We start from the raw sequence: 18,653 nt of genomic DNA on the forward strand, positions 1-18,653 counted from the left end.
AAGATGGCAGTAACTAAAGCAGAAATCGTCGACATGCTCTTTTCGACCATGGGCCTCAACAAGCGCGAGGCCAAAAGTGTGGTGGAATCCTTTTTTGAGGGGATCCGAGAGACCCTGGCACAGGGGGAAGAGGTCAAGCTCTCGGGCTTTGGCAATTTTTCGTTGCGCGAGAAGAACCCGCGGCCGGGACGCAACCCCAAAACTGGTGTGGAGATTACCATTACCGCGCGCCGCGTCGTGACTTTTCATCCCAGTCAGAAACTCAAGGCGCATGTAAATGGCGATGGAGCAGGGGAGTAGGGCCAAAGCTGCCAAGGCCCTGGCGCCGCTGCCTGAGATTCCGGAAAAACAATATTTTTCCATTAGTGAGGCAGCGGAGCTCTGCGGCGTCAAGGCCCACGTCCTGCGCTACTGGGAACAGGAGTTTCCGCAGCTTCGGCCACTGAAAAGGCGGGGCAATCGGCGCTATTATCAGAAGCATGATCTACTTCTCGTGCGACAGATCCGGGCCCTGCTCTATGGTGAAGGTTTCACCATCCATGGTGCGCGGGAGCGGATTGGACAACATCCGCGCCAACGCCATGAAGATCTCGACAAACAGTTGGTGTTGGATATAGAGCCCGGTGCTGAGGTGCAGGAACTGGCGGAGCAGCTCTGGCAACAGCGTTTACGATTCTTGCGTCGGGAAGTCGAGGCTCTGCAGCGGCTTTGTGCTGGGAGTGATGGGCAACCATAGTCGTCATCCACGATATTTTGACGGTGCATTTGAGTGTGTTAAGAAGCGTTTCCTTGATCTTTATTCATTCTAATATAGTATCATAACTAACTGTTTCAGTGGGAAATATTCTTCCTGATCGAGTATCTCTGGAGCGCCCTCTCAGCTTTACAAAACGATAAGAAAATATCAAAATAAATTTGTAGGCAAAAAGTCTACATAACCATAGATCATTTGAGGGAGTGTGACACGATGAAGAAAATTACGATATTGCTCGCCATGGCTTTTCTTGCCAGCCCTGCTGTATTCGCTGCTACGGCTGAGGAGGGAACTCAGGTCCATGGTAGCCAGTTGATGACCCAACAAGAGCGCCTACAGCAACGGGAGCAGATGCGCTCTGCAACTTCTGACGAAGCCCGCCAGCAGCTACGGCAGGAGAACCACGAGCGGATGCGCACACGGGCGCAGGAAGAGGGGGTGTCCATGCCCGCTGAGGTGCCCAGCCAGCGCGGCGGTATGGGACAACAAATGGGCGCAGGCATGGGCGCAGGTATGGGTGGTGGTATGGGTGGTGGTATGGGTGGTGGTCGCGGCGGGCGCTAATTCCTCCGCGCGCTACGCTCGTGGTGATTGACCGCAAACGCGAATCTGCGTAATGTTCACGAACCACGGGGCGTAGCGCAGCCTGGTAGCGCACCTGAATGGGGTTCAGGTGGTCGGAGGTTCAAATCCTCTCGCCCCGACCAATACCAAAAGCGGGTCAGACTGGTTTCGTCTGACCCACTTTTTTTGCAGCTAATTCTGCGGTCAAAAAATCAACTTTTACTTGGCTGCGCCTGCCACCGTTGTCAGCAGCCTGATTCCATCTATCTATGGACGTCAGGCGGCTATTTGGCTAGCCTTGCTAGCCAACTCCAGTGACGGCTTGCGAACAAGGAAAGGGCATGCGTAAAGGCATCATCCTGGCGGGTGGATCGGGCACTCGTCTCTACCCACTGACTCAGGTGTTGAGCAAACAGCTCATGCCCATTTATGACAAGCCGCTCATCTACTACCCCCTCTCGACCCTCATGCTTGCAGGTATCCGCGAGTTTTTGCTGATTTCTACCCCGCATGATCTGCCGCACTTTCGGCGCCTTTTGGGCGATGGCTCTGAGTGGGGAGTGCAGTTTCAATATGCCGAGCAGCCGCGCCCAGAGGGCTTGGCGCAGGCCTTGATCATTGCGGAGGAATTTCTTGCTGGCGCCGCTTCTGCCTTGATCCTGGGAGATAACCTGTTCTACGGACACGACCTGAGCGAAGCGCTGCAGCAGGTCAATCAACAGTCGGAGGGCGCCACCGTATTTGCGTATCACGTCGCCAATCCGCGTGCCTACGGGGTGGTCGAGTTCGGTCCTGACGGCCGGGCATTGTCCCTGGAAGAAAAACCCAGCCACCCGCGCTCGAACTATGCGGTAACGGGTCTGTATTTCTACGATCATCAGGCCAGTCGGATGGCGCGGGAGATTCAACCTTCGGCGCGGGGTGAGTTAGAAATCACCGAGCTCAATGCGCGTTATTTGGCAGCGGGACAGCTACAGGTGAAAATTCTAGGTCGCGGCACGGCGTGGCTGGATACCGGTACGCATAATGATTTGCTCAATGCCGGTGAATTCATTCGCACCTTGGAGCAACGCCAGGGGCTCAAGGTGGCCTGTCCGGAGGAGATTGCCTGGCGCATGGGTTACATCGACGCGGCGCAGGTGCGTCGCCTTGCCGAACCGTTACGGAAGAGCGGTTATGGCGAGTATCTCTTGCGCTGCCTGCAATTGGAGACAGCGTGATGGAATTGCAGCGTTTGGCCATTCCGGAAGTCTGCTTGCTGCGGCCGCGGGTATTTGGCGATGCGCGGGGGTTTTTTCTCGAAAGCTGGAATCGCAAGGTCTTTGCGGAGCTTGGCCTGGATCTCGATTTTGTCCAGGATAACCATTCGCGCTCGGCGCGTGGGGTGCTGCGCGGACTGCACTATCAGATCGAGCAGGCGCAGGGAAAACTGGTGCGGGTGGTCGAGGGCGAGGTTTTCGACGTAGCGGTAGATCTGCGCAAGAGTTCGGCCAGCTTTGGGCAGTGGGTGGGGGCGACCCTCTCGGCAGAAAATCAGCAAATGCTCTGGATTCCGCCAGGTTTTGCCCATGGCTTTTACGTCTGCAGTGAAACGGCTCAGTTCCTCTACAAGACCACGGACTACTACCTGCCTGCGGCAGAGCGTTGTTTGCTCTGGAGTGATCCGACCGTGAACATCTCCTGGCCGATTCCCGCTGGCGAACGGCCACTACTGGCCGCCAAGGATGCCGCTGGACTGCCTCTCGACCAGTGCGAGTGTTTTATATGACGAGGGCCGTCGGATGATTCGCGTCTGTCTCTTCGGTGCGGCGGGACAACTCGGGCGCGAGTTGCAGCGCTCCTGTCCGGCAGATGTCGCCCTCCAAGCCGTTACCCGCGATACTGTCGATCTCTCTCAGGCGACACAAATTCGGGACGCCCTGGAGCAGGGGCAGCCGACAATCATTATCAATGCGGGCGCCTATACCGCGGTAGATCGGGCCGAATCGGAGCCAGAACTTGCCTATGCCGTCAACGCCGAAGCCCCGCGGATCATCGCCGAGTGGGCGCGCGCGCGGGGCGCACGGCTCCTGCAGGTGTCCACCGATTTTGTGTTCGATGGCGCCCAGGGCCGACCCTACCAGCCTGCGGACAAGCCCGCACCGTTGGGAGTCTATGGGGCCAGCAAGGCCGCTGGTGAAGAGCATATCCGTACTATCCTTGGCGATACGGCACTTATCCTACGCACCGCCTGGGTCTACAGCGAATTTGGGCAGAACTTCGTCAAGACCATGTTGCGCTTGCTTGACGAGCGCGAGCGTTTGTCCGTGGTTGGGGACCAGATCGGTAGTCCGACCTGGGCGCGCGGTTTGGCTGGGGCATTGTGGCGCGCCGTGGCTCTACCAAGGTTTTCCGGCACGCAACACTGGACGGATGCCGGCGTGGCCTCCTGGTATGATTTTGCGGTGGCGATCCAGGAAGAGGGTTTGCGCATTGGCTTACTGCAGCGGGAGATCCCCATCCAGATGATTCCCAGCTCCGCCTATCCCACCCCAGCTCGGCGCCCGGCCTGCGCTGTATTGGACAAGAGCGAGAGCTACGCGGCCTTGGGCGCGGCGCCGCACTGGCGGATACAGTTGCAAACAATGCTGGCCGATTGGCAGAAAGGAATAAAAAATGGTTGAACCCCTGCAGGGCTCAGAGATGCGTCTCCTGGTGACGGGAGGCGCTGGCTTCATCGGTGCCAATTTCTGTCATTATTGGCACCAGCGCTTCCCTGACGGCACGCTGGTCGTGCTGGATGCCCTGACCTATGCCGGCAATCGCGCCAGTCTGCAAGCCTTGGAGGGGGTAAAGGGTTTTCGCTTTGTGCACGGCGATATCAACGATAGGGCTCTGGTAGAGAAGCTACTGCGGGAGGGGCGACTCAACGTGATCGTGCATTTTGCGGCAGAGAGTCATGTGGATCGGTCCATCCACGATCCTGATGCCTTTCTGCGTACCAACATTCTGGGCACCCACAGCCTGCTCCAGGCCGCGCGCAGTTATTGGCTGGAAGGCCCGCAGGGGCTGATATCCCATCGCTTTCATCACATTTCCACCGACGAGGTCTATGGTACCCTGGGACCGCAGGATCCTGCCTTCCGTGAGGATACCCCTTATGCCCCTAACTCGCCTTATGCGGCCAGCAAGGCAGCATCGGATCATCTCGTGCGCGCCTATCAACATACCTATGGCCTCTCCACTACAACCAGCAACTGCTCCAACAACTACGGTCCCTTTCACTTCCCGGAAAAGCTGATTCCCTTGGTAATCCTCAATATTCTGCATGGCCGTCCTCTGCCAATTTATGGGGACGGACAGCAAATCCGCGACTGGCTTTTTGTCGAGGACCATTGTCAGGGTATTGCCTTGATCCTGGAGCAAGGCAAGGAGGGGGAGAGCTACAATATTGGCGGACATAATGAGTGGGCGAACTTGGAGATCGTCCGACTTATATGTCAATTGCTCGACGAGGCCTTCGCTGCCGATGCCACCCTGGCAAAGCAGTTTCCCCATGCCGCGCCAGCGCAAGGAAAACGCTCAGAGAGTCTGATCACCTACGTGCAGGATCGCCCTGGCCATGACCGTCGTTATGCCATCGATGCGGTCAAGATCGGAGGGGAACTCGGTTATGCGCCGCAGCATAGTTTCGCCGCGGGTATTCGCAAGACGGTGGACTGGTACCTGCAAAATCGCGACTGGTGGCAGCCTCTCCTTGGCGAGGCCTATGCCGAATGGATCCAGAAGCAGTATGTGCGCGAACCTGGCGGAAGCCGCAACTAGGGTGCGCCAGATCGTCAGTGCCATGATGGAGCGGTAACGCAGCACGCGAGGGGAAGGTATCATGTCTGAAGTCATTGAAGCGGTGCTGCGCAAATTGGATCGTGCGGAGTGTCCTTCGCCTTCGCGCGTAGCCTTGGAACTGATGAGTCTGTTGGAGCAGCCGAACGCAGGGATTAACGACGCCGCCCAACTGGTTCGTCTGGATAGTGTCCTTACCGCCAAGGTGCTGGAGCTGGCCAATTCCGCTCTATACCGCGGATTGCGACCAGTTTTGGTACTGCCCGATGCACTGCTGCGTCTCGGTTTGCGCACCCTTGCGCACTTTGTTCTCAGTTTGTCGTTGATCAAGGCCCCGTGTCCGATTCCGCGTCTCGATCTTTCCCGTTATTGGGCACAGGCTCTGCTGCGCGGCCTTTTTGTCGAGGAGTTGGTGGCGCACACGGGTAGCTGGGCGCGGGCCGAGGTGTTTACCCTCGGTCTTTTGAATGATTTCGGTTACCTGGCGGAATTCTGTGTGTTCCCCGAGCGTATGGCAGAGATCGTGGATGCCGCGCCAGATGCGGCGGCGTTGCTTGCCGCAGAGCGGGAACAACTGGGTTTGGATCACGTGGAATTGACCGCTGCCCTGCTCGAGCGCTGGGGCTTCCCCGAATTAATGCTGCGCGCCGTGCGTTCCGAGCGCGATCCTGCCCCAATCGGGGAGGAGCCCCGCCTGCAGATCTTGTGCTACGTGTTGGAGGCGGGGCGGATATTTGCCGATCATTGGGACGGCATCGCTACCGAAGTGCAAATCGACCGTTTACGTTTTCTGCGTCAACAATTACAGATCAGTGACGTACAGTATCAGGAAATTCTCCAACGCCTGCAGACGGAGTGGCTGCAATGGAGCCAGTTGTTCGCAGCGCAGGTACCCGCAGACCTGGGACAGCGCTGGAGTGGCTTTGTAGAACGCATGATGCACGCGTCTGGCGAACAATCCGCCTATCGCGTGCTGGTCGTGGATGACGATGAGGCGAGTCGCCACCTCTTGCGTCGTTACCTCGAGCCCGTTGGCTACGAGGTCTATGACGCAGCGGATGTCAGCACCGCCATGCAGGTGATTGACACGCAGGGGCCACGCATTGTCCTGATTGATTGGTATCTCGGTCAGGACGATGGTCTGGAGTTCTGTCAGCGCTTGCGCTCTCGTTATGGTGCGCGGATGTATCTTGTGTTGTTGTCCGCCTTCGCGGATGAGGGCGATGGTACCCGGGCACTGGAATGTGGCGCCAACGAGTTCCTGTCCAAACCGGTATCGCGAAGGGTGCTATTGGCAAAGCTGCGAAGCGCAGTGGACAGTGTTGCGTTACTGTTGGATCTGGAAGACGCGCGGCAAAAACAACTGCGCGCGCAGGAACAGCTTCTGCACCTAACGGAGGAACTGCGGGACGAAGCCCTACGTGATGCCTTGACCGGTCTCTACAATCGCCGTGCTTGGGAGACGCTTGCGCCCGGAATCTGGCAGCGAGCGACGTCTGCGGCAACCCCGATTTCTTGCATTATACTGGATATCGACTACTTTAAGCAGGTGAATGACCAATACGGTCATGATGTCGGTGATCGCGTCCTAATGGCCCTCGCGAAGCTGCTCCTGCAGAGTACCCGCGAGACAGATCTGCTGGTGCGTCTTGGTGGAGAGGAGTTTGTCATTCTGATCGAAACGGCGGATTTGCCCGGTGTAGGACAGATGATGCAGCGTCTGGCATCGGAGATTGCGCAGCTGCAGGGAGACTTCCCGAGCATTACGGTCAGTATGGGGGCAGCAAGCAGCCATGCGAGCACGAGCTTGGACGAGCTGCTGCATGCGGCGGATCAAAACCTCCTCCAAGCCAAACGACAGGGGCGCAATCGTATCGTCTGTAGCGATGATCTTGCGCCTGCTCTTGCCAGAGAAGAATCATGATCGGCCTGATCCAGAAGGTCCTATTCGACATGATTGAAGATCAGGCAGGGGCCAGCGTATTGCAGGAATTCAAACAACGCGTAGGTCTTTCGCCAGAATTCGTGTTTCGCATCGATACCGATTATGACGACGCGCAGATGCATGAATTTTTACAAGAGACCTGCAAGTTATTGCAGGTAGATGCGGATACGGCGTTTTCCCTCTATGCCAAGTATTTTCTTGCCGCAGCATTGGAATTGTTCCCCGCATTTTTTCGTATGTCGCATTCAGCACGGGAATTTTTGGCACGCCAACCAGCCATTCACAACATCATGGCGTCTGGCCTACGGGATCCCGAGCGGCGCAAGATCATCAATGATAAATTCGCGATGATCGATCATATACAAGGACCGCTGGAAGTCAGCTATCGTTCCGAGAATCAGTGGTGTTCGCTGTTCATGGCATTGGCTCGTGAAGTGGCTGCGCACTATGGGGAATCTGTCAGTATCGAGATACCGGATTGTCGTAAACGAGGCGCTGAGCGATGCACCTTCCATCTGCAATTTGTGCGGATCTCCACAGATGACTGATGTTGCTGCGTTGCGTGCGGCACTGCGGGAAATCAGTGACCAGCTCTGTCTGGCAGTCGATGGTCGAGTGGACTTTGTGGTGCGAACGCAAGTTCAAGATATTGAGGTAGAAAAGTTAGTCATCTTGATCAATTTCTTGTTGGACGCCAGTGGTCGCCTGATTGAGGCCGAGGAGTCGCAACGTCGTAGTCTCGATGCCCGTGTCATGGAGCGCTCCGCTTTACTCAAGGCAACTTGGGATACGCTGATTGATGGTCTCGTGGTCATTGATGGTGAGGGGCAAATCCTGGATACCAATCCAGCAGCCAGAGAGTTGCTCAAGGTATCCGAAACCATGGTGGGGCGTAATATTCGCGAGTTCATGCCACCCCCGTATCGCGCGGCGCATGACGGCTATCTGCAGCGCTATCAGGAGACCGGCGAGCGCCGGGTGATTGGTATTGGGCGCGAGGTAGAGGCGGAGTGCTCCAATGGTGAGCGGATACCCGTCCGTTTGGCAGTCTCGGAAGTAGTGATTGAAGGCAAAGCGCATTTTATTGGCCTGTTGCGGGATATTCGGGCAGAACGCGCCGCTCTCGCGCGGGTGCAGCAGGCCCGTGATCGCGCTGAGGAAGCTTCTCTGGCCAAGAGTCGCTTCCTGGCGGCGATGAGTCATGAATTGCGTACCCCGCTGAATGCCGTGATTGGCTACAGTGAGTTGATTCTGGAAGAAATCAATGACGGCTTTTCGGTGCAGAATAGCTGTAAGGATCTAGAGGCGATACGCGATGCCGGCCGACACCTCCTATCGCTGATCAATGACGTGCTCGATCTGAGCCGTATCGAAGCGGGACACGTCGAGTTGCGGCTGGAAGAACTGGAGCCGAGGGCGTTAACCCGTTCCATTTTTTCGACCCTGCGCCCGGTGGTAGAGAAAAAAGGCAATCAATTTCTCCTCGATATGCCGGAGCACGTGCCAATGATGATTTCTGATCCGGGTAAGATCCGTCAGTGCTTGGTCAATCTGCTCGGTAATGCGGCAAAGTTTACCGAATCCGGCACAGTGACCTTGCGACTTTTCGACGACGCAGAGCGACAGAAAATGCTCTGGGAGGTGATCGATACCGGCATCGGGATGAGTCAGGAGCAGGTACAGCGAATCTTTGACGCCTTCACCCAGGCGGACCAAAGTATTGAACGGCGCTATGGTGGCACGGGGCTTGGTCTCACCCTGACGCGGCAGTTGGCACAGATGCTGGGTGGCGAAATTCTCGTGGAGAGTGATCTAGGCACAGGATCCCGTTTCCTCTTGGAACTTCCCGCTACAGCTGCGAATACTGAATGTTGACCGTACTGTTGGCGGAGGACGACGCGGCTAATCGGGATATGCTTAGCCGAAGATTGCAGCGGCGGGATTGTCTGGTGCTCACCGCTGTCCATGGATTGGAGGCAGTGCGCCGCGCAGCGCAGGAGAGCGTGGATATTATCCTTATGGATATCGCTATGCCCGAGCTTTCGGGCTGGGAAGCCGTTGCCCAGATCCGCGCATGTGACAACCGGACGCCGATAATCATGCTCAGTGCCCATGCCTTTGCCGAGGAGCGGGACCGGGCGCAGTCCTACGACGTCCAAGGTTATTTGAGCAAGCCCATCCAACTGGAGACGTTGATGGAACTGATGCACAAGCTTGTTGGGCCAGAGGGGAATGATGGAATCGGCTGACGCCACCTGCATTCTGATTGTGGAAGATGACGCCCCAAGTCGCGATCTACTGCGTCGTCGCTTGGAGCGGTCTGGTCTGCGGGTGATCACCGCAGCCGATGGTCCTCAGGCGTTGTCCACTGTAGCGCAGGAGCCTCCCGCGGCGGTCATCCTCGATATTGGTCTACCCGGTATGGATGGACTCGCGGTCTTGCAAGCGCTGCGGCGCCAGTATTCTGCCTTGGAACTGCCGGTGCTGATGGCTACCGCCTTTGATGCCGACGCCCATTTGCCCGAGGCGCTAGCCCTGGGCGCCAATGATTTTGTGAATAAGCCCATTGACTTCACGGTGCTGCGGGCGCGACTACAAACCCAACTGCAGTTGCGGCAGGCGACCCGCTCCCAACGCGAGCTTCTCGCCAGTCAGGAATTGATTCTGGCCGGTTCCAATGATGGGATCTGGGAGTGGGATCCGCTTCAGGACCGTATCCGAAACTCCAGGCGCTGGTATGAGGTTCTGAATGAAAATACCCCCGAACAGTTGGAAACCGATAGCTCAGCATGGTTTTCGCGGGTGCATCCGGAGGATCTCCCACGTCTGCAGGCAATGGTAGAGGAGATCATCGCTCCTGATGGAAACGCGATTTTTGCCATCGAATACCGTATTCGTGACGGGGTAGGGCGGTATCGTTGGGTACTGACGCGCGGTGCCGTGCAACGGGATAGCGACGGCACTGCCTTGCGCGCAGCGGGAACCCACTCCGATATCAGTACCCTGCGTTACTGTGATCGCAGCACCGGCTTGCCGACCAAACAAGCGCTGCTCGATACTCTTGCGCTGCTCCAACAAGAGGCAGCGAGATCGGATTCGAGCTGGGCTCTATTGTCGCTGCAATTGGATGACCGCGTTGGTTTTTTGCAGCACCTGAGCGGTGGCGAGCAGTTGATGAAGAATCTTGCGGAAAGTCTGCGGCAGATTCCGGCGGTGCATAGTTTTTCCGTCGATGATGGTTCTTATGCGCTTTTGCTTCTCCTCTATGGCGAGGGGCATGCGGATTTTCAGGCCACTATCGATGCGATCCAGGAGCTCCTGCGCACGGGATTGGTAACACCCCTCGGCCCCGTTTCGTGCCAGGGTTACATGGGGCTACACCACCAGCAGTGCGCGCTTACCGATTCTCCCGAGAAGCTATGCATGCAAGTGCGAAGGGCGGCGCAATTAGCGCGGGAACAGGGTCGCGAGATCGTGTTTGTGGATGACCAGGTGCTGGCCCAGATGGCGCGCAGCGAGAGCCTGACTCACGATCTACGCGGCGCTTTGGCGAAGAATGCGGTGCAGCCGTGGTGGCAGGCGCTCGTACATCACGACGGCAGTCTTGCGGGTTTTGAGGTCCTTGCCCGCTGGCGGAAGGCAGATAACAGCATGGTGAGCCCGGCGGAATTTATCCCGCTCTACGAAAAGGCAGGACTGATCGGGGAGTTGACCTGGCGAATGTTAGCGCAATCCTGCCAACAGTTTCGCCGCTGGCAGGATCTGGGCTTGGTCGATGAGGCGATGTATTTTGCCGTCAATGTTCCGCCGGGCCTCTTGACCACCAGTTTGCTGGGACGCCTGCAAGACATTCTCGCGGCCCATGCTTTGCATCCACAGCAGCTCTGTGTCGAGGTAACGGAATCCAGCGCTATCGTGGATTTCGCCGTTGCCACGGACACCCTGGACGCGCTCGCCAAAGCCGGCTTTCGCTTGGCTTTGGATGACTTCGGCACCGGCTACGCGTCTCTGAATACCCTGCATCGTTTACCCTTCCACACCTTGAAGATTGACCAAAGTTTCGTCCGTCAGATGGATCAGGGGCTGGAATCGCATTCCCTGATCCGTGCCATCATTCGCATGGGTCAAAGTTTGGGATTGCAGGTAGTGGCCGAGGGGGTAGAGACCGCGGAGCAGGTCGTCGCCCTCCGTGCCCTGGGCATTGATCGGATGCAGGGGTACTACTTTTGTCTGCCCAATCCCGCAGAGAAAGTGGAGGCGCAATGGCGTAGCCTCTATCCCCTACCGGATGAGGCTGTTTGAGCTAGCGAGCGGGTTTGTCCGTATCCAAAGCAAAATGCCCGCTGAACTCCGCCTGATCAAGGATATGACCCAGCGGATGAAACTCGACCGCTCTGGGATCATCGGCAGGGGGTGGCGCAATGTCGCCAGGGTCGCGTTGCTTGCGTAGCTTTTCCTTGACCTGAGCCCAAGTGGCGCCAGCGCCCAAGCCCAGGGTGGGCAGGTCCGTTGCGAGCAGCAGAAAGTCATAATACTGCAATTGATGATTGGCATCGGCTCTTGGCGGGGAATAGGCCACAGAGCCAAAATCATTTTTGCCCAACTTAGCCCCTTCGGGGAGGACTCCCCCTTCGCGTAAACCTTCCAACTGTGGCGCGAGGTCATAAACCAGCCAGTGTACGCGTTGCCCTTGTGGGGCATGCCGGTGTTCCATGAGCAGTACCAAGCTTTGTGTGCCAGCGGGCAGATGCAACCAGCTGAGCGGCGGGGTAATACCTTCGCCGGGATCACTGAAGCGTTGCGGGATCCAATCCTCGGGATCAATACCGGTGCTGAATAGTTTCATCTCTGCAGTCATCGTTGCCTCCTCATTCCGGATGAATGCGCCAAATGCTGTTTCTATTCAGTGTAGACGATGGATCATTTCTCCGCCTTACAAGCCGGTGGCGCGACGCAGAAGCGGAAAGTACCAGCGATAAGGGAGGCAGCGCAGCAGCGTGAAGCGGCGGGTGAACGCTGGTGGAAAGGCAATGACGAAACGTCGACTCTGCATCCCCTGTACCAGGGCACGTGCCGCTTCCTCCGGTTGCAAGAGATGTGGCATGGGGAAGTCGTTCTGGGCGGTGAGAGGGGTTGCGACGAAGCCTGGATGTACCACCTGCACGTGAAATCCGCGCGGCTCCAGATCCAAACGAAGGATCTCTGCCAAATGAGTAAGCGCCGCCTTGCCCGGGCCATAGTAGAGTGATTGCGGCAAGCCGCGCAGGGCCGCGATGCTCGAAACCAGTACGATTTGCCCCGGACCTCGCTCTTCCCATCCAGGCAAGGCCGCGGCCAGTGCGCGCAGTGCCCCGCGATAGTTGATGTCCAGAATCTCCTCTGCTTTCTGCAGATCCAAATCCCAGCTCCGGGCGGGGACATAGGCGCCCGCGAGGTAGAGCAGCAGATCAAGGCCGCCCCAGTGCTTCAGGATTTGCTTGTGTGCAAGTTCCAGGCTGGCAGGGTCACGAACGTCAACGGGCAGCAACAGTGAGGTTGCGTCACTGGGCAAGACCTTGGCGAGCGTGTCTGCATTACGCGCACTGAGTGCCAGCCGCGCCCCGGCGGCATGCAGTGCCTGCGCTGTTGCCGCACCGATCCCCGTGCTGGCGCCAATCAGCCAACAGCGTTTGTTTTGCCATACGGAGGTAGTCATCGATAGTCCCCTGGTGCCGGATAGGTTCGCGCCTGATCACTGCAGGCATCAGGGAGACGGTGGATTTCAATAATGGCTTCACCGACAAAAATGCCCATGAAGTGCATCCGACTATGATTGGTTACACAGGTATCGTTCAGCCGATACATCCGATCATCGGTCCGTAAATTGTAGTGCTTGTCGCCGACAGGCTGACGTACTGTATATCGCCAGTGCATGGCGTAGCCCTCTGAGCTACCCTCGGCCATGCCCACTAGATCGCCAGCATTGCCTTTTGCCGTCCCACGAAAACTGTTCTGATTCAGAATCTCCAGCTTCCAGATTCGATCCGCATGGGTCACATGGCCGTGATCATCAAGAAACGTAAAATATTCTTCCAGCGTTCCATACGATCCCGCCCATTCACCAAATAGATGCATGAAAAAACGGTTGCGCACACGACGACGGCGATCAACAAAAATCCCGCTCGCCGCGAGGGGGCCGGAAAAAAATTCATCCAAGCGAAAGGTTGGGACTGTTTGGGTGTAAGCGTGGGTCGTCTTCTGAGGCATGATCTCTCTCCTGTTGTTTGGTAATACGTCATTTGGGGATAAGTAGACGCAAAAAAGGGAGCGCAAGCGCTCCCCAATAGGCCACCAGAAGTCAGTCTCTGCGGTTTCGGATGCGGATGGGTACCAGTTCCGCCGCCGAATCCTGATGCAGAACCAGTGCGTTCATCGCATAGAACATAGCGATAATTACAGTGATCCCCGCACTGAAGTCCCAGAATGGCGCAACACTACTGCTACTGCTCGCAAATAGACCGGAGATGAACAAAAAAGCCCCAGACTTTAGCCATGAACGCAAGGCAGGATGTTGAGACATGTCAGCCTCCTTACGCGCTGAGGCGAGCCAATTGATAAAGGTCCATCACGGCGCGGGACCCCGCGGATTGACCTTGCGCAATCGAATCGTCGATCGTTTCCGGACCGGTCGCCGCACCACAGACATAAATACCCTTGCGGGTCGTACCTTGGCTGTTGGTGTACTGCTCGGCACGATCGATGAAACCATGCTTCTCCAGCCCGATGCCAAAGGTCTTGGCGATTTCCGGGTTCAGCGCGTTGGGATCCATACCGATAGCGTGCACGACCATGTCCATCGGTATCACGATGGGCCGCTTGACCAAAGTGTCCTCACCCTTCACCAACAGGCGTCCATCCGGAGACTTGGTCACTTCCGCAATCCGCGCCTTCACAAACTTGGTCTTGTACTCTTCCTGACTCTTCCAATAGAACTTGTCCTCGTACAAACCAAAGGTGCGGATGTCCATGTAGTAAATGAAGACGTCCGTGCTGGGAGAAAGCTCTTTGATTTCCATCGCTAGGTTGGCAGACACCGTACAGCAGATCTTGGAGCACCACTCCCGCCCAATCTGACGGTCACGGGAGCCAACACAAAGCAAAATAGCAACGCGCTCTGGCACCCGACCATCGGAGGGGCACTGAATCTTACCCGTAGCCACCATCTGCTCCATCTGGGAAGTGGTCAGCACGTCTTCGTACGTACCAAAACCCCACTCTGGCTTGTTGATGGAATCGAAGTGAGTGAAACCCGTTGCTAAAACGACGCTACCCGCCTCGACCTTCTCCCCATTACTCAGGGTGGCGGTAAAATTACCGGCCTCTCCATCCAACTGCGTGACCTTGGTCGACTTGTGAATACTGACGTTGCCGTCGCCATCGACCCTGCTGACCATGCGCCCGATGGCGTCCTTGGCCCACTCCCCGGAGGGCACTAGCTTAGAGTATCCAGAGATAATGGGAGCACCACCGAGAACATCTTCCTTCTCGACGATCACTGCCTTTTTGCCCATGCCTGCAACCGTTGCCGCAGCCGATAAGCCTGCCGGACCGGCGCCGACCACCAGAACTGTATCTTGAAATGCCATGACACTGCTCCTTCGTTGACCCTACGCCCGAAGCATAGGACCCGTTCTGCGACATGTCAAGCGAATGTACTATACAAATATTGATCAAGTTTCTCGTAGAGGATTCTGCCAAGCTTGAACTGCCTGCAGGAGATCGTGAAGGCGCCGAAAAACCGGTTCATTGCTGGGCTCCGCAATATCCTCGGCGCCACTTCCGCTCAGCCAGAGCGTGGTCTGTGCCGGCATTTCTGCGCGCAGGCGAGCCACGAGCTGTCGATTCGATGGGGTGACGGCGGCTGCCGAGACAGCAATCTGCAACACGGATGTCGAACAATGCCGTAGACACTCGATGACGTCCTCAACAGGCGGCTCTGTACCCAGGAACAGCACATCTGCCCCGCTGCTAAGGAGTAAGGTGCGGATCATGAGCAGTTCCAGTGGCCGATTGTCTCCGGGGAGATCAATCAGCAAGATCTGTAATCCATTCGCGTTGGGTAGAGGGAGCAGAGTAGCCGCAAATTGCAGTGTTTCCAGGAGTATCTGGCGTGCGAGCTGGCAGGTGAAAGCGGGTAGGGCGTCACCCAGTTCAGCGCGAGCCAGATCTTGCTGTAGGGGCGCGGCGATGCCGAGTACAAATTGACGTACCCCCTCAGAAGCCAATTCTTGTCGAAGCTGTCGGCGATAGTCCGCAAATTCATGGTGTTGTATAAGTTCCAGCAGTGCGTCAAGTTGGCGCGGTGCAGCGCCATTTGACTCCGCCGTGGCCGCGCTGGGCAACTCTTGAAGCAGCTGTTGCAGTTTTTCTTCTTTCGCGCCGACGACAAAGCCCGGTCGATAGCCGGCAGCCAGCAGTTTGTTAATGTCCTGCAAGCGGTCGATCTGCGCGCGGCTGTACATGCGATTGCCGCTGGTGTCGCGAGCCGGAATGGGGAACTCATAGCGCCGCTCCCACATTCGCAACAGTTCCTTGGAAATCCCGGTTTCCTGCTCGACTACACTGATCGGATATTGGCTGTCATCTTCATGCATGAGGGATAGATGTTCTCTGGTTGTATAGGACATGCTTGTTACATTGCGCTGAGCGAGCTATAGTAAGCGCAGTGCACTTGCCACGTATAGTACAAAAAAGACGAAACGAGAGGAAACGGTGAAGGAGTTCTTCCCCCAGGCTTGGCGCAACCAGCTTGCGCGCATTGATCGGCAACAGGTCGAGCAATGGTCTTTCGGTGTGATCGGTCTGGATCCTTCGGCGCGAGTGGTATTGTTCAACAAGGCGGAGGAGCGCTTGAGCGGCTTACCGAAAAGCGATGTGGTAGGCAAGGACTTTTTTGTCGAAGTGGCGCCATGCACAGCGAGCCGGCTCTTTCGCGGACGGTATCAGCGGGCTCGCGAGCTGGGCGAGTTGGATGAACATTTCTTCTACACCTTCACCTATCGGATCCGGCCAGTCTCTGCGCACATTCATATGTTGTACGACAGCAAACAGTCGCCCCTGGTTTTTATCTTTCTCGATCGGGTAGTTCCGCTTTTTGAGGATCTCGGATGAGTACCCAGTTACAAACGCGGTCTGAAGAGGACTTCCTGCTGACCTTGGATGCGCTGCAGAGACAAGGGTTTCACACTCCCGGATTGCGAGCCGAGCAGGATGTTCTGCTCTACTTTTGTCTGCAAAGCCTCTGGCAACTCCTGAATAACGCCTATCAAGGCGACGGAGAGCGCTTTCTGGAGGGGAAGCAGATTAAGCAATTGCGGGATATTGATGCGCGCATCGCCCGGTTAGAGGAGCGACTACCGCCTGCTTTAGTGGCGGAAGCTCAACATTGCTTGCGCCGTTATTTGGCCCAGCTTGACGATAGTTTGGAGACCTGGGGGTGAGTGCTCGCGCCGAACTGCTGCAGGAACTGCGCAGCGGCCTGGAACAAGGATTTTGCCTCGACTGGCATGCCGATGGCATGAGTCGTGGCTGGCCAGGATCGGCATTGTTCAGTTGGGCCGTTCGCCTACGTCAGCACTGGCATCGGCGGCTGCTGCCTCGCTCCCGCATTGCCGTAAACCTGCCTAACAGTCCCGCATATATTACGCACTGGTTGGCGGCATGGCTCGGTGACTGGGTATTTTGCCCGCTGCCGGCTTTGCCCGAAGCAGAAGAACGTCGACGCCTGGAATTGCTCGCTCCTGCACTCATCCTGCGTTGGCGTGCAGGCAAAATCGAGGAGCAATGGAATGACGAAGCCCCGAAGCAAGCAGACCCGGATGACCTAGCCTCTATTTATTGGAGTTCTGCGTCTTCAGGACCGGGTAGCGCCTACGGGCTGACCTTTTCCGCGCTTCGCTGGCAGTGGCATCAACATGCCGAAGCCCTCGGCCTCGGAAGACAGAGCCTGATCCGGAATACCCTACCCTGGAGCCATGTGTTTGCGGGTGTGCTTGAGCTCCTGCCCGCGGTGCTGGCGGGAGCGGAGATACGCGTTGCCCCCCTGACAGAATTGCGCCACGAGGAGTTCTCGCAGTTGTGTACGATTCCGCGCATTGCCGCGTGGTTGAACGATGCGCAACTGCGGAGGCTCGCCAGCGGGATTGTCGGCGGGGCTGCAATACCCGCTTCGTTGGCCGAACGCTTGCAGGGCAGTCGTTTGCGGGTGGGTTACGGACAGACAGAGGCTGGGCCAGGAGTCACCCTGGGAGAAGCGGGAAACTTCTCGGCGGGATATATCGGGTTCCCATTATCGCAAGTTGAGGTACGGGTGGCCGATACTCTGCAGTATCGCAGTCCGGGTCAGGTCTATGGACGATGGAATGGAGAACTGTGGGAAACATTGACCGACGCCGAAGGTTGGGTAGACAGCGGCGATCGGGTGATGGCCAACCCGGCAGGGGATTTCGCATGGTTGGGGCGTGACGATTCCACCTTCAAACTGGCTAATGGCGAAAGCGTCATTCAACCGGAGATGGAGGAATTGCGTCTGCAGGCAATCTACCCAACCCTGAACGAGCTCGTTCTCGGCGCGCCCGGACAAAGGCAGCTGGCGGTACTAGCGGCCGCGCCGCTGGAGGAATGGCGTCCGCTACAGTGGCGTTGGCGGGAGCGCTACCCGCTGTTCCTACTACCCCCCGCACAATGGGAAAGCTGGCGGGGCGTGTCAGGAAAGACCAGGCGCGGCGAACTCTACGCACATTGGACGGAAATTGTGGGTCAGGCGTGGCAGATTGGAGGAGTTCGACGATGGAACACTCGGTAATGATTACTGGAGCCTCTGGGGCGTTGGCGCAGGAAGTTATGCGCCAGGCCCGGGCCCGGGGATGGCGCATCATCGCGGTGTCGCGACAGGAAATGCCTGCAGATTGGGATGAAAATGAGGTCTGGTTACAGGAGGATGTTTCCTCGAGCCGCGGGGTTGAGACGGTTTTTGCCGAGTTAGGCAATCGCGGTATGGTTCCGGACTGTCTGGCGCACTTGGCTGGTTCCTTTCTGCTGGCCGGACTGGGGCAGACTTCGGAGAGTCAGTATCGCCAGTGCTTGGCCGCAAATCTGGATTCGGCTTTTTTCACCCTACGTGGCTTTGTTGCTGCTCGGCGCAAGGCCGGTGGTGGTGGCGCGGCAGTGTTTGTCTCATCCGTCGTCGCGCATATCGGGATCGCCTTTCACGAGGCAGTTGCCGCGGCCAAGGGGGGAGTGGAGGCATTGGTTTTGGCTGCTGCTGCCACCCACGCGCGCGATCAGATTCGCGTGAATGCAGTACGTTCGGGGCTGATGGATAGCAAGGCCGCCAGCCATATTCTGCGCAATGATCGTGCCAGAGAACTGGCTCGGCAGCAGTATCCCCTCGGGGAGTTGATCGCGCCCGAAGAGGTGTCGCGCAGTGTATTGTTTTTGCTCGAAGCATCGCAAATCACTGGGCAAATATTGGCAGTGGATGGGGGTTTCGGAGCCATTCGTCCCCTCGTCACATCTTGAGAAAAGAGG

At 57.2% G+C, this 18,653-nt stretch carries 22 protein-coding genes and 1 tRNA gene; 17 read left to right on the forward strand and 6 right to left on the reverse strand.

All coding sequences use genetic code 11. From position 1 onward, the window contains the following. Positions 1 to 3: 3 nt before the first annotated feature. From M5D89_RS05025 to M5D89_RS05085, 13 genes are all read left to right on the forward strand, one after another. On the forward strand, positions 4 to 300 hold the full coding sequence (locus tag M5D89_RS05025) for an integration host factor subunit alpha (RefSeq protein WP_248884753.1): 297 nt from the start codon (positions 4 to 6) through the stop codon (positions 298 to 300). Next, positions 278 to 736 (forward strand): MerR family transcriptional regulator, encoded by a 459-nt coding sequence (locus M5D89_RS05030; RefSeq protein ID WP_248884754.1) that lies wholly within the window; start codon positions 278 to 280, stop codon positions 734 to 736. The genes M5D89_RS05025 and M5D89_RS05030 overlap by 23 nt, the downstream gene beginning before the upstream one ends. Before the next feature lie 231 nt (positions 737 to 967). Next, positions 968 to 1,318 (forward strand): hypothetical protein, encoded by a 351-nt coding sequence (locus tag M5D89_RS05035; RefSeq protein WP_248884755.1) that lies wholly within the window; start codon positions 968 to 970, stop codon positions 1,316 to 1,318. Between the two features lie 66 nt (positions 1,319 to 1,384). Further along, a tRNA-Pro gene (locus tag M5D89_RS05040) sits at positions 1,385 to 1,461 on the forward strand. A gap of 198 nt (positions 1,462 to 1,659) precedes the next feature. After that, a complete protein-coding gene (gene rfbA, locus M5D89_RS05045; RefSeq protein WP_248884756.1) occupies positions 1,660 to 2,538 on the forward strand; it encodes a glucose-1-phosphate thymidylyltransferase RfbA in 879 nt (292 codons plus the stop codon). Beyond that, positions 2,538 to 3,086: a dTDP-4-dehydrorhamnose 3,5-epimerase gene (rfbC, locus tag M5D89_RS05050; protein ID WP_248884757.1), complete on the forward strand. Its 549-nt coding sequence runs from the start codon at positions 2,538 to 2,540 to the stop codon at positions 3,084 to 3,086. The genes rfbA and rfbC overlap by 1 nt, the downstream gene beginning before the upstream one ends. A 13-nt stretch (positions 3,087 to 3,099) precedes the next feature. Further along, positions 3,100 to 3,981, forward strand: coding sequence for a dTDP-4-dehydrorhamnose reductase (gene rfbD / locus M5D89_RS05055; protein ID WP_248884758.1), 882 nt, complete (start codon positions 3,100 to 3,102; stop codon positions 3,979 to 3,981). Next, positions 3,974 to 5,122 carry a dTDP-glucose 4,6-dehydratase gene (gene rfbB / locus M5D89_RS05060; protein ID WP_283102958.1) on the forward strand — a complete coding sequence of 383 codons (1,149 nt, stop codon included), beginning with the start codon at positions 3,974 to 3,976 and terminating at the stop codon, positions 5,120 to 5,122. Before rfbD ends, rfbB begins: the two co-directional genes overlap by 8 nt. 61 nt (positions 5,123 to 5,183) lie before the next feature. Continuing rightward, positions 5,184 to 7,064 carry a diguanylate cyclase gene (locus M5D89_RS05065; protein ID WP_248884759.1) on the forward strand — a complete coding sequence of 627 codons (1,881 nt, stop codon included), beginning with the start codon at positions 5,184 to 5,186 and terminating at the stop codon, positions 7,062 to 7,064. Next, a complete protein-coding gene (locus tag M5D89_RS05070) occupies positions 7,061 to 7,633 on the forward strand; it encodes a heme NO-binding domain-containing protein (RefSeq protein WP_248884760.1) in 573 nt (190 codons plus the stop codon). Before M5D89_RS05065 ends, M5D89_RS05070 begins: the two co-directional genes overlap by 4 nt. Next, a complete protein-coding gene (locus M5D89_RS05075; RefSeq protein ID WP_248884761.1) occupies positions 7,626 to 8,960 on the forward strand; it encodes a sensor histidine kinase in 1,335 nt (444 codons plus the stop codon). The genes M5D89_RS05070 and M5D89_RS05075 overlap by 8 nt, the downstream gene beginning before the upstream one ends. Further along, positions 8,954 to 9,334 carry a response regulator gene (locus M5D89_RS05080; protein ID WP_248884762.1) on the forward strand — a complete coding sequence of 127 codons (381 nt, stop codon included), beginning with the start codon at positions 8,954 to 8,956 and terminating at the stop codon, positions 9,332 to 9,334. Before M5D89_RS05075 ends, M5D89_RS05080 begins: the two co-directional genes overlap by 7 nt. Continuing rightward, positions 9,318 to 11,387 carry a putative bifunctional diguanylate cyclase/phosphodiesterase gene (locus M5D89_RS05085; protein WP_248884763.1) on the forward strand — a complete coding sequence of 690 codons (2,070 nt, stop codon included), beginning with the start codon at positions 9,318 to 9,320 and terminating at the stop codon, positions 11,385 to 11,387. The genes M5D89_RS05080 and M5D89_RS05085 overlap by 17 nt, the downstream gene beginning before the upstream one ends. A 1-nt stretch (position 11,388) precedes the next feature. Here the strand turns inward: M5D89_RS05085 and M5D89_RS05090 are convergent, their stop codons facing one another. The 6 genes from M5D89_RS05090 to M5D89_RS05115 form a co-directional block, all read right to left on the reverse strand. Then, a complete protein-coding gene (locus M5D89_RS05090) occupies positions 11,389 to 11,943 on the reverse strand; it encodes a YbhB/YbcL family Raf kinase inhibitor-like protein (protein ID WP_248884764.1) in 555 nt (184 codons plus the stop codon). A 75-nt stretch (positions 11,944 to 12,018) separates the two neighbouring features. After that, positions 12,019 to 12,780 carry an SDR family NAD(P)-dependent oxidoreductase gene (locus M5D89_RS05095; protein ID WP_248884765.1) on the reverse strand — a complete coding sequence of 254 codons (762 nt, stop codon included), beginning with the start codon at positions 12,778 to 12,780 and terminating at the stop codon, positions 12,019 to 12,021. Continuing rightward, on the reverse strand, positions 12,777 to 13,331 hold the full coding sequence (locus tag M5D89_RS05100) for a DUF3833 family protein (RefSeq protein WP_248884766.1): 555 nt from the start codon (positions 13,329 to 13,331) through the stop codon (positions 12,777 to 12,779). Before M5D89_RS05100 ends, M5D89_RS05095 begins: the two co-directional genes overlap by 4 nt. A 91-nt stretch (positions 13,332 to 13,422) precedes the next feature. Then, the gene (locus tag M5D89_RS05105) at positions 13,423 to 13,644 is read right to left on the reverse strand and encodes a hypothetical protein (RefSeq protein ID WP_248884767.1); all 222 of its coding nucleotides are present in this window, start codon (positions 13,642 to 13,644) and stop codon (positions 13,423 to 13,425) included. Between the two features lie 10 nt (positions 13,645 to 13,654). Continuing rightward, positions 13,655 to 14,710 (reverse strand): CoB--CoM heterodisulfide reductase iron-sulfur subunit A family protein, encoded by a 1,056-nt coding sequence (locus M5D89_RS05110; protein ID WP_248884768.1) that lies wholly within the window; start codon positions 14,708 to 14,710, stop codon positions 13,655 to 13,657. Between the two features lie 84 nt (positions 14,711 to 14,794). Beyond that, positions 14,795 to 15,751: a MerR family transcriptional regulator gene (locus M5D89_RS05115; protein WP_248884769.1), complete on the reverse strand. Its 957-nt coding sequence runs from the start codon at positions 15,749 to 15,751 to the stop codon at positions 14,795 to 14,797. Positions 15,752 to 15,836: 85 nt separating this feature from the next. On the opposite strand from M5D89_RS05115, the gene M5D89_RS05120 reads away from it, so the two are divergent. The 4 genes from M5D89_RS05120 to M5D89_RS05135 are packed head-to-tail and all read left to right on the forward strand — an operon-like array spanning position 15,837 to position 18,644. After that, positions 15,837 to 16,235 carry a PAS domain-containing protein gene (locus M5D89_RS05120; protein ID WP_248884770.1) on the forward strand — a complete coding sequence of 133 codons (399 nt, stop codon included), beginning with the start codon at positions 15,837 to 15,839 and terminating at the stop codon, positions 16,233 to 16,235. Beyond that, positions 16,232 to 16,564: a hypothetical protein gene (locus M5D89_RS05125; RefSeq protein WP_248884771.1), complete on the forward strand. Its 333-nt coding sequence runs from the start codon at positions 16,232 to 16,234 to the stop codon at positions 16,562 to 16,564. Before M5D89_RS05120 ends, M5D89_RS05125 begins: the two co-directional genes overlap by 4 nt. Next, on the forward strand, positions 16,561 to 17,928 hold the full coding sequence (locus M5D89_RS05130) for an AMP-binding protein (protein WP_248884772.1): 1,368 nt from the start codon (positions 16,561 to 16,563) through the stop codon (positions 17,926 to 17,928). The genes M5D89_RS05125 and M5D89_RS05130 overlap by 4 nt, the downstream gene beginning before the upstream one ends. Continuing rightward, positions 17,913 to 18,644, forward strand: coding sequence for an SDR family NAD(P)-dependent oxidoreductase (locus M5D89_RS05135; RefSeq protein WP_248884773.1), 732 nt, complete (start codon positions 17,913 to 17,915; stop codon positions 18,642 to 18,644). The genes M5D89_RS05130 and M5D89_RS05135 overlap by 16 nt, the downstream gene beginning before the upstream one ends. The last annotated feature ends 9 nt before the right edge of the window (positions 18,645 to 18,653 follow it).

The sequence above is a fragment of the Acidithiobacillus acidisediminis genome (genome assembly GCF_023277115.1).
Taxonomy (GTDB): Bacteria; Pseudomonadota; Gammaproteobacteria; order Acidithiobacillales; family Acidithiobacillaceae; genus Igneacidithiobacillus; species Igneacidithiobacillus acidisediminis.

What these genes read in the sequence shown, in the direction of transcription:
- M5D89_RS05025 (WP_248884753.1), top strand. Translation starts at nt 4, where the DNA reads ATGGCAGTAACTAAAGCAGAAATCGTCGACATGCTCTTTTCGACCATG.
- M5D89_RS05030 (WP_248884754.1), top strand. Translation starts at nt 278, where the DNA reads ATGGCGATGGAGCAGGGGAGTAGGGCCAAAGCTGCCAAGGCCCTGGCG.
- M5D89_RS05035 (WP_248884755.1), top strand. Translation starts at nt 968, where the DNA reads ATGAAGAAAATTACGATATTGCTCGCCATGGCTTTTCTTGCCAGCCCT.
- rfbA (WP_248884756.1), top strand. Translation starts at nt 1,660, where the DNA reads ATGCGTAAAGGCATCATCCTGGCGGGTGGATCGGGCACTCGTCTCTAC.
- rfbC (WP_248884757.1), top strand. Translation starts at nt 2,538, where the DNA reads ATGGAATTGCAGCGTTTGGCCATTCCGGAAGTCTGCTTGCTGCGGCCG.
- rfbD (WP_248884758.1), top strand. Translation starts at nt 3,100, where the DNA reads ATGATTCGCGTCTGTCTCTTCGGTGCGGCGGGACAACTCGGGCGCGAG.
- rfbB (WP_283102958.1), top strand. Translation starts at nt 3,974, where the DNA reads ATGGTTGAACCCCTGCAGGGCTCAGAGATGCGTCTCCTGGTGACGGGA.
- M5D89_RS05065 (WP_248884759.1), top strand. Translation starts at nt 5,184, where the DNA reads ATGTCTGAAGTCATTGAAGCGGTGCTGCGCAAATTGGATCGTGCGGAG.
- M5D89_RS05070 (WP_248884760.1), top strand. Translation starts at nt 7,061, where the DNA reads ATGATCGGCCTGATCCAGAAGGTCCTATTCGACATGATTGAAGATCAG.
- M5D89_RS05075 (WP_248884761.1), top strand. Translation starts at nt 7,626, where the DNA reads ATGACTGATGTTGCTGCGTTGCGTGCGGCACTGCGGGAAATCAGTGAC.
- M5D89_RS05080 (WP_248884762.1), top strand. Translation starts at nt 8,954, where the DNA reads ATGTTGACCGTACTGTTGGCGGAGGACGACGCGGCTAATCGGGATATG.
- M5D89_RS05085 (WP_248884763.1), top strand. Translation starts at nt 9,318, where the DNA reads ATGATGGAATCGGCTGACGCCACCTGCATTCTGATTGTGGAAGATGAC.
- M5D89_RS05090 (WP_248884764.1), bottom strand. Translation starts at nt 11,943, where the DNA reads ATGACTGCAGAGATGAAACTATTCAGCACCGGTATTGATCCCGAGGAT.
- M5D89_RS05095 (WP_248884765.1), bottom strand. Translation starts at nt 12,780, where the DNA reads ATGACTACCTCCGTATGGCAAAACAAACGCTGTTGGCTGATTGGCGCC.
- M5D89_RS05100 (WP_248884766.1), bottom strand. Translation starts at nt 13,331, where the DNA reads ATGCCTCAGAAGACGACCCACGCTTACACCCAAACAGTCCCAACCTTT.
- M5D89_RS05105 (WP_248884767.1), bottom strand. Translation starts at nt 13,644, where the DNA reads ATGTCTCAACATCCTGCCTTGCGTTCATGGCTAAAGTCTGGGGCTTTT.
- M5D89_RS05110 (WP_248884768.1), bottom strand. Translation starts at nt 14,710, where the DNA reads ATGGCATTTCAAGATACAGTTCTGGTGGTCGGCGCCGGTCCGGCAGGC.
- M5D89_RS05115 (WP_248884769.1), bottom strand. Translation starts at nt 15,751, where the DNA reads ATGTCCTATACAACCAGAGAACATCTATCCCTCATGCATGAAGATGAC.
- M5D89_RS05125 (WP_248884771.1), top strand. Translation starts at nt 16,232, where the DNA reads ATGAGTACCCAGTTACAAACGCGGTCTGAAGAGGACTTCCTGCTGACC.
- M5D89_RS05135 (WP_248884773.1), top strand. Translation starts at nt 17,913, where the DNA reads ATGGAACACTCGGTAATGATTACTGGAGCCTCTGGGGCGTTGGCGCAG.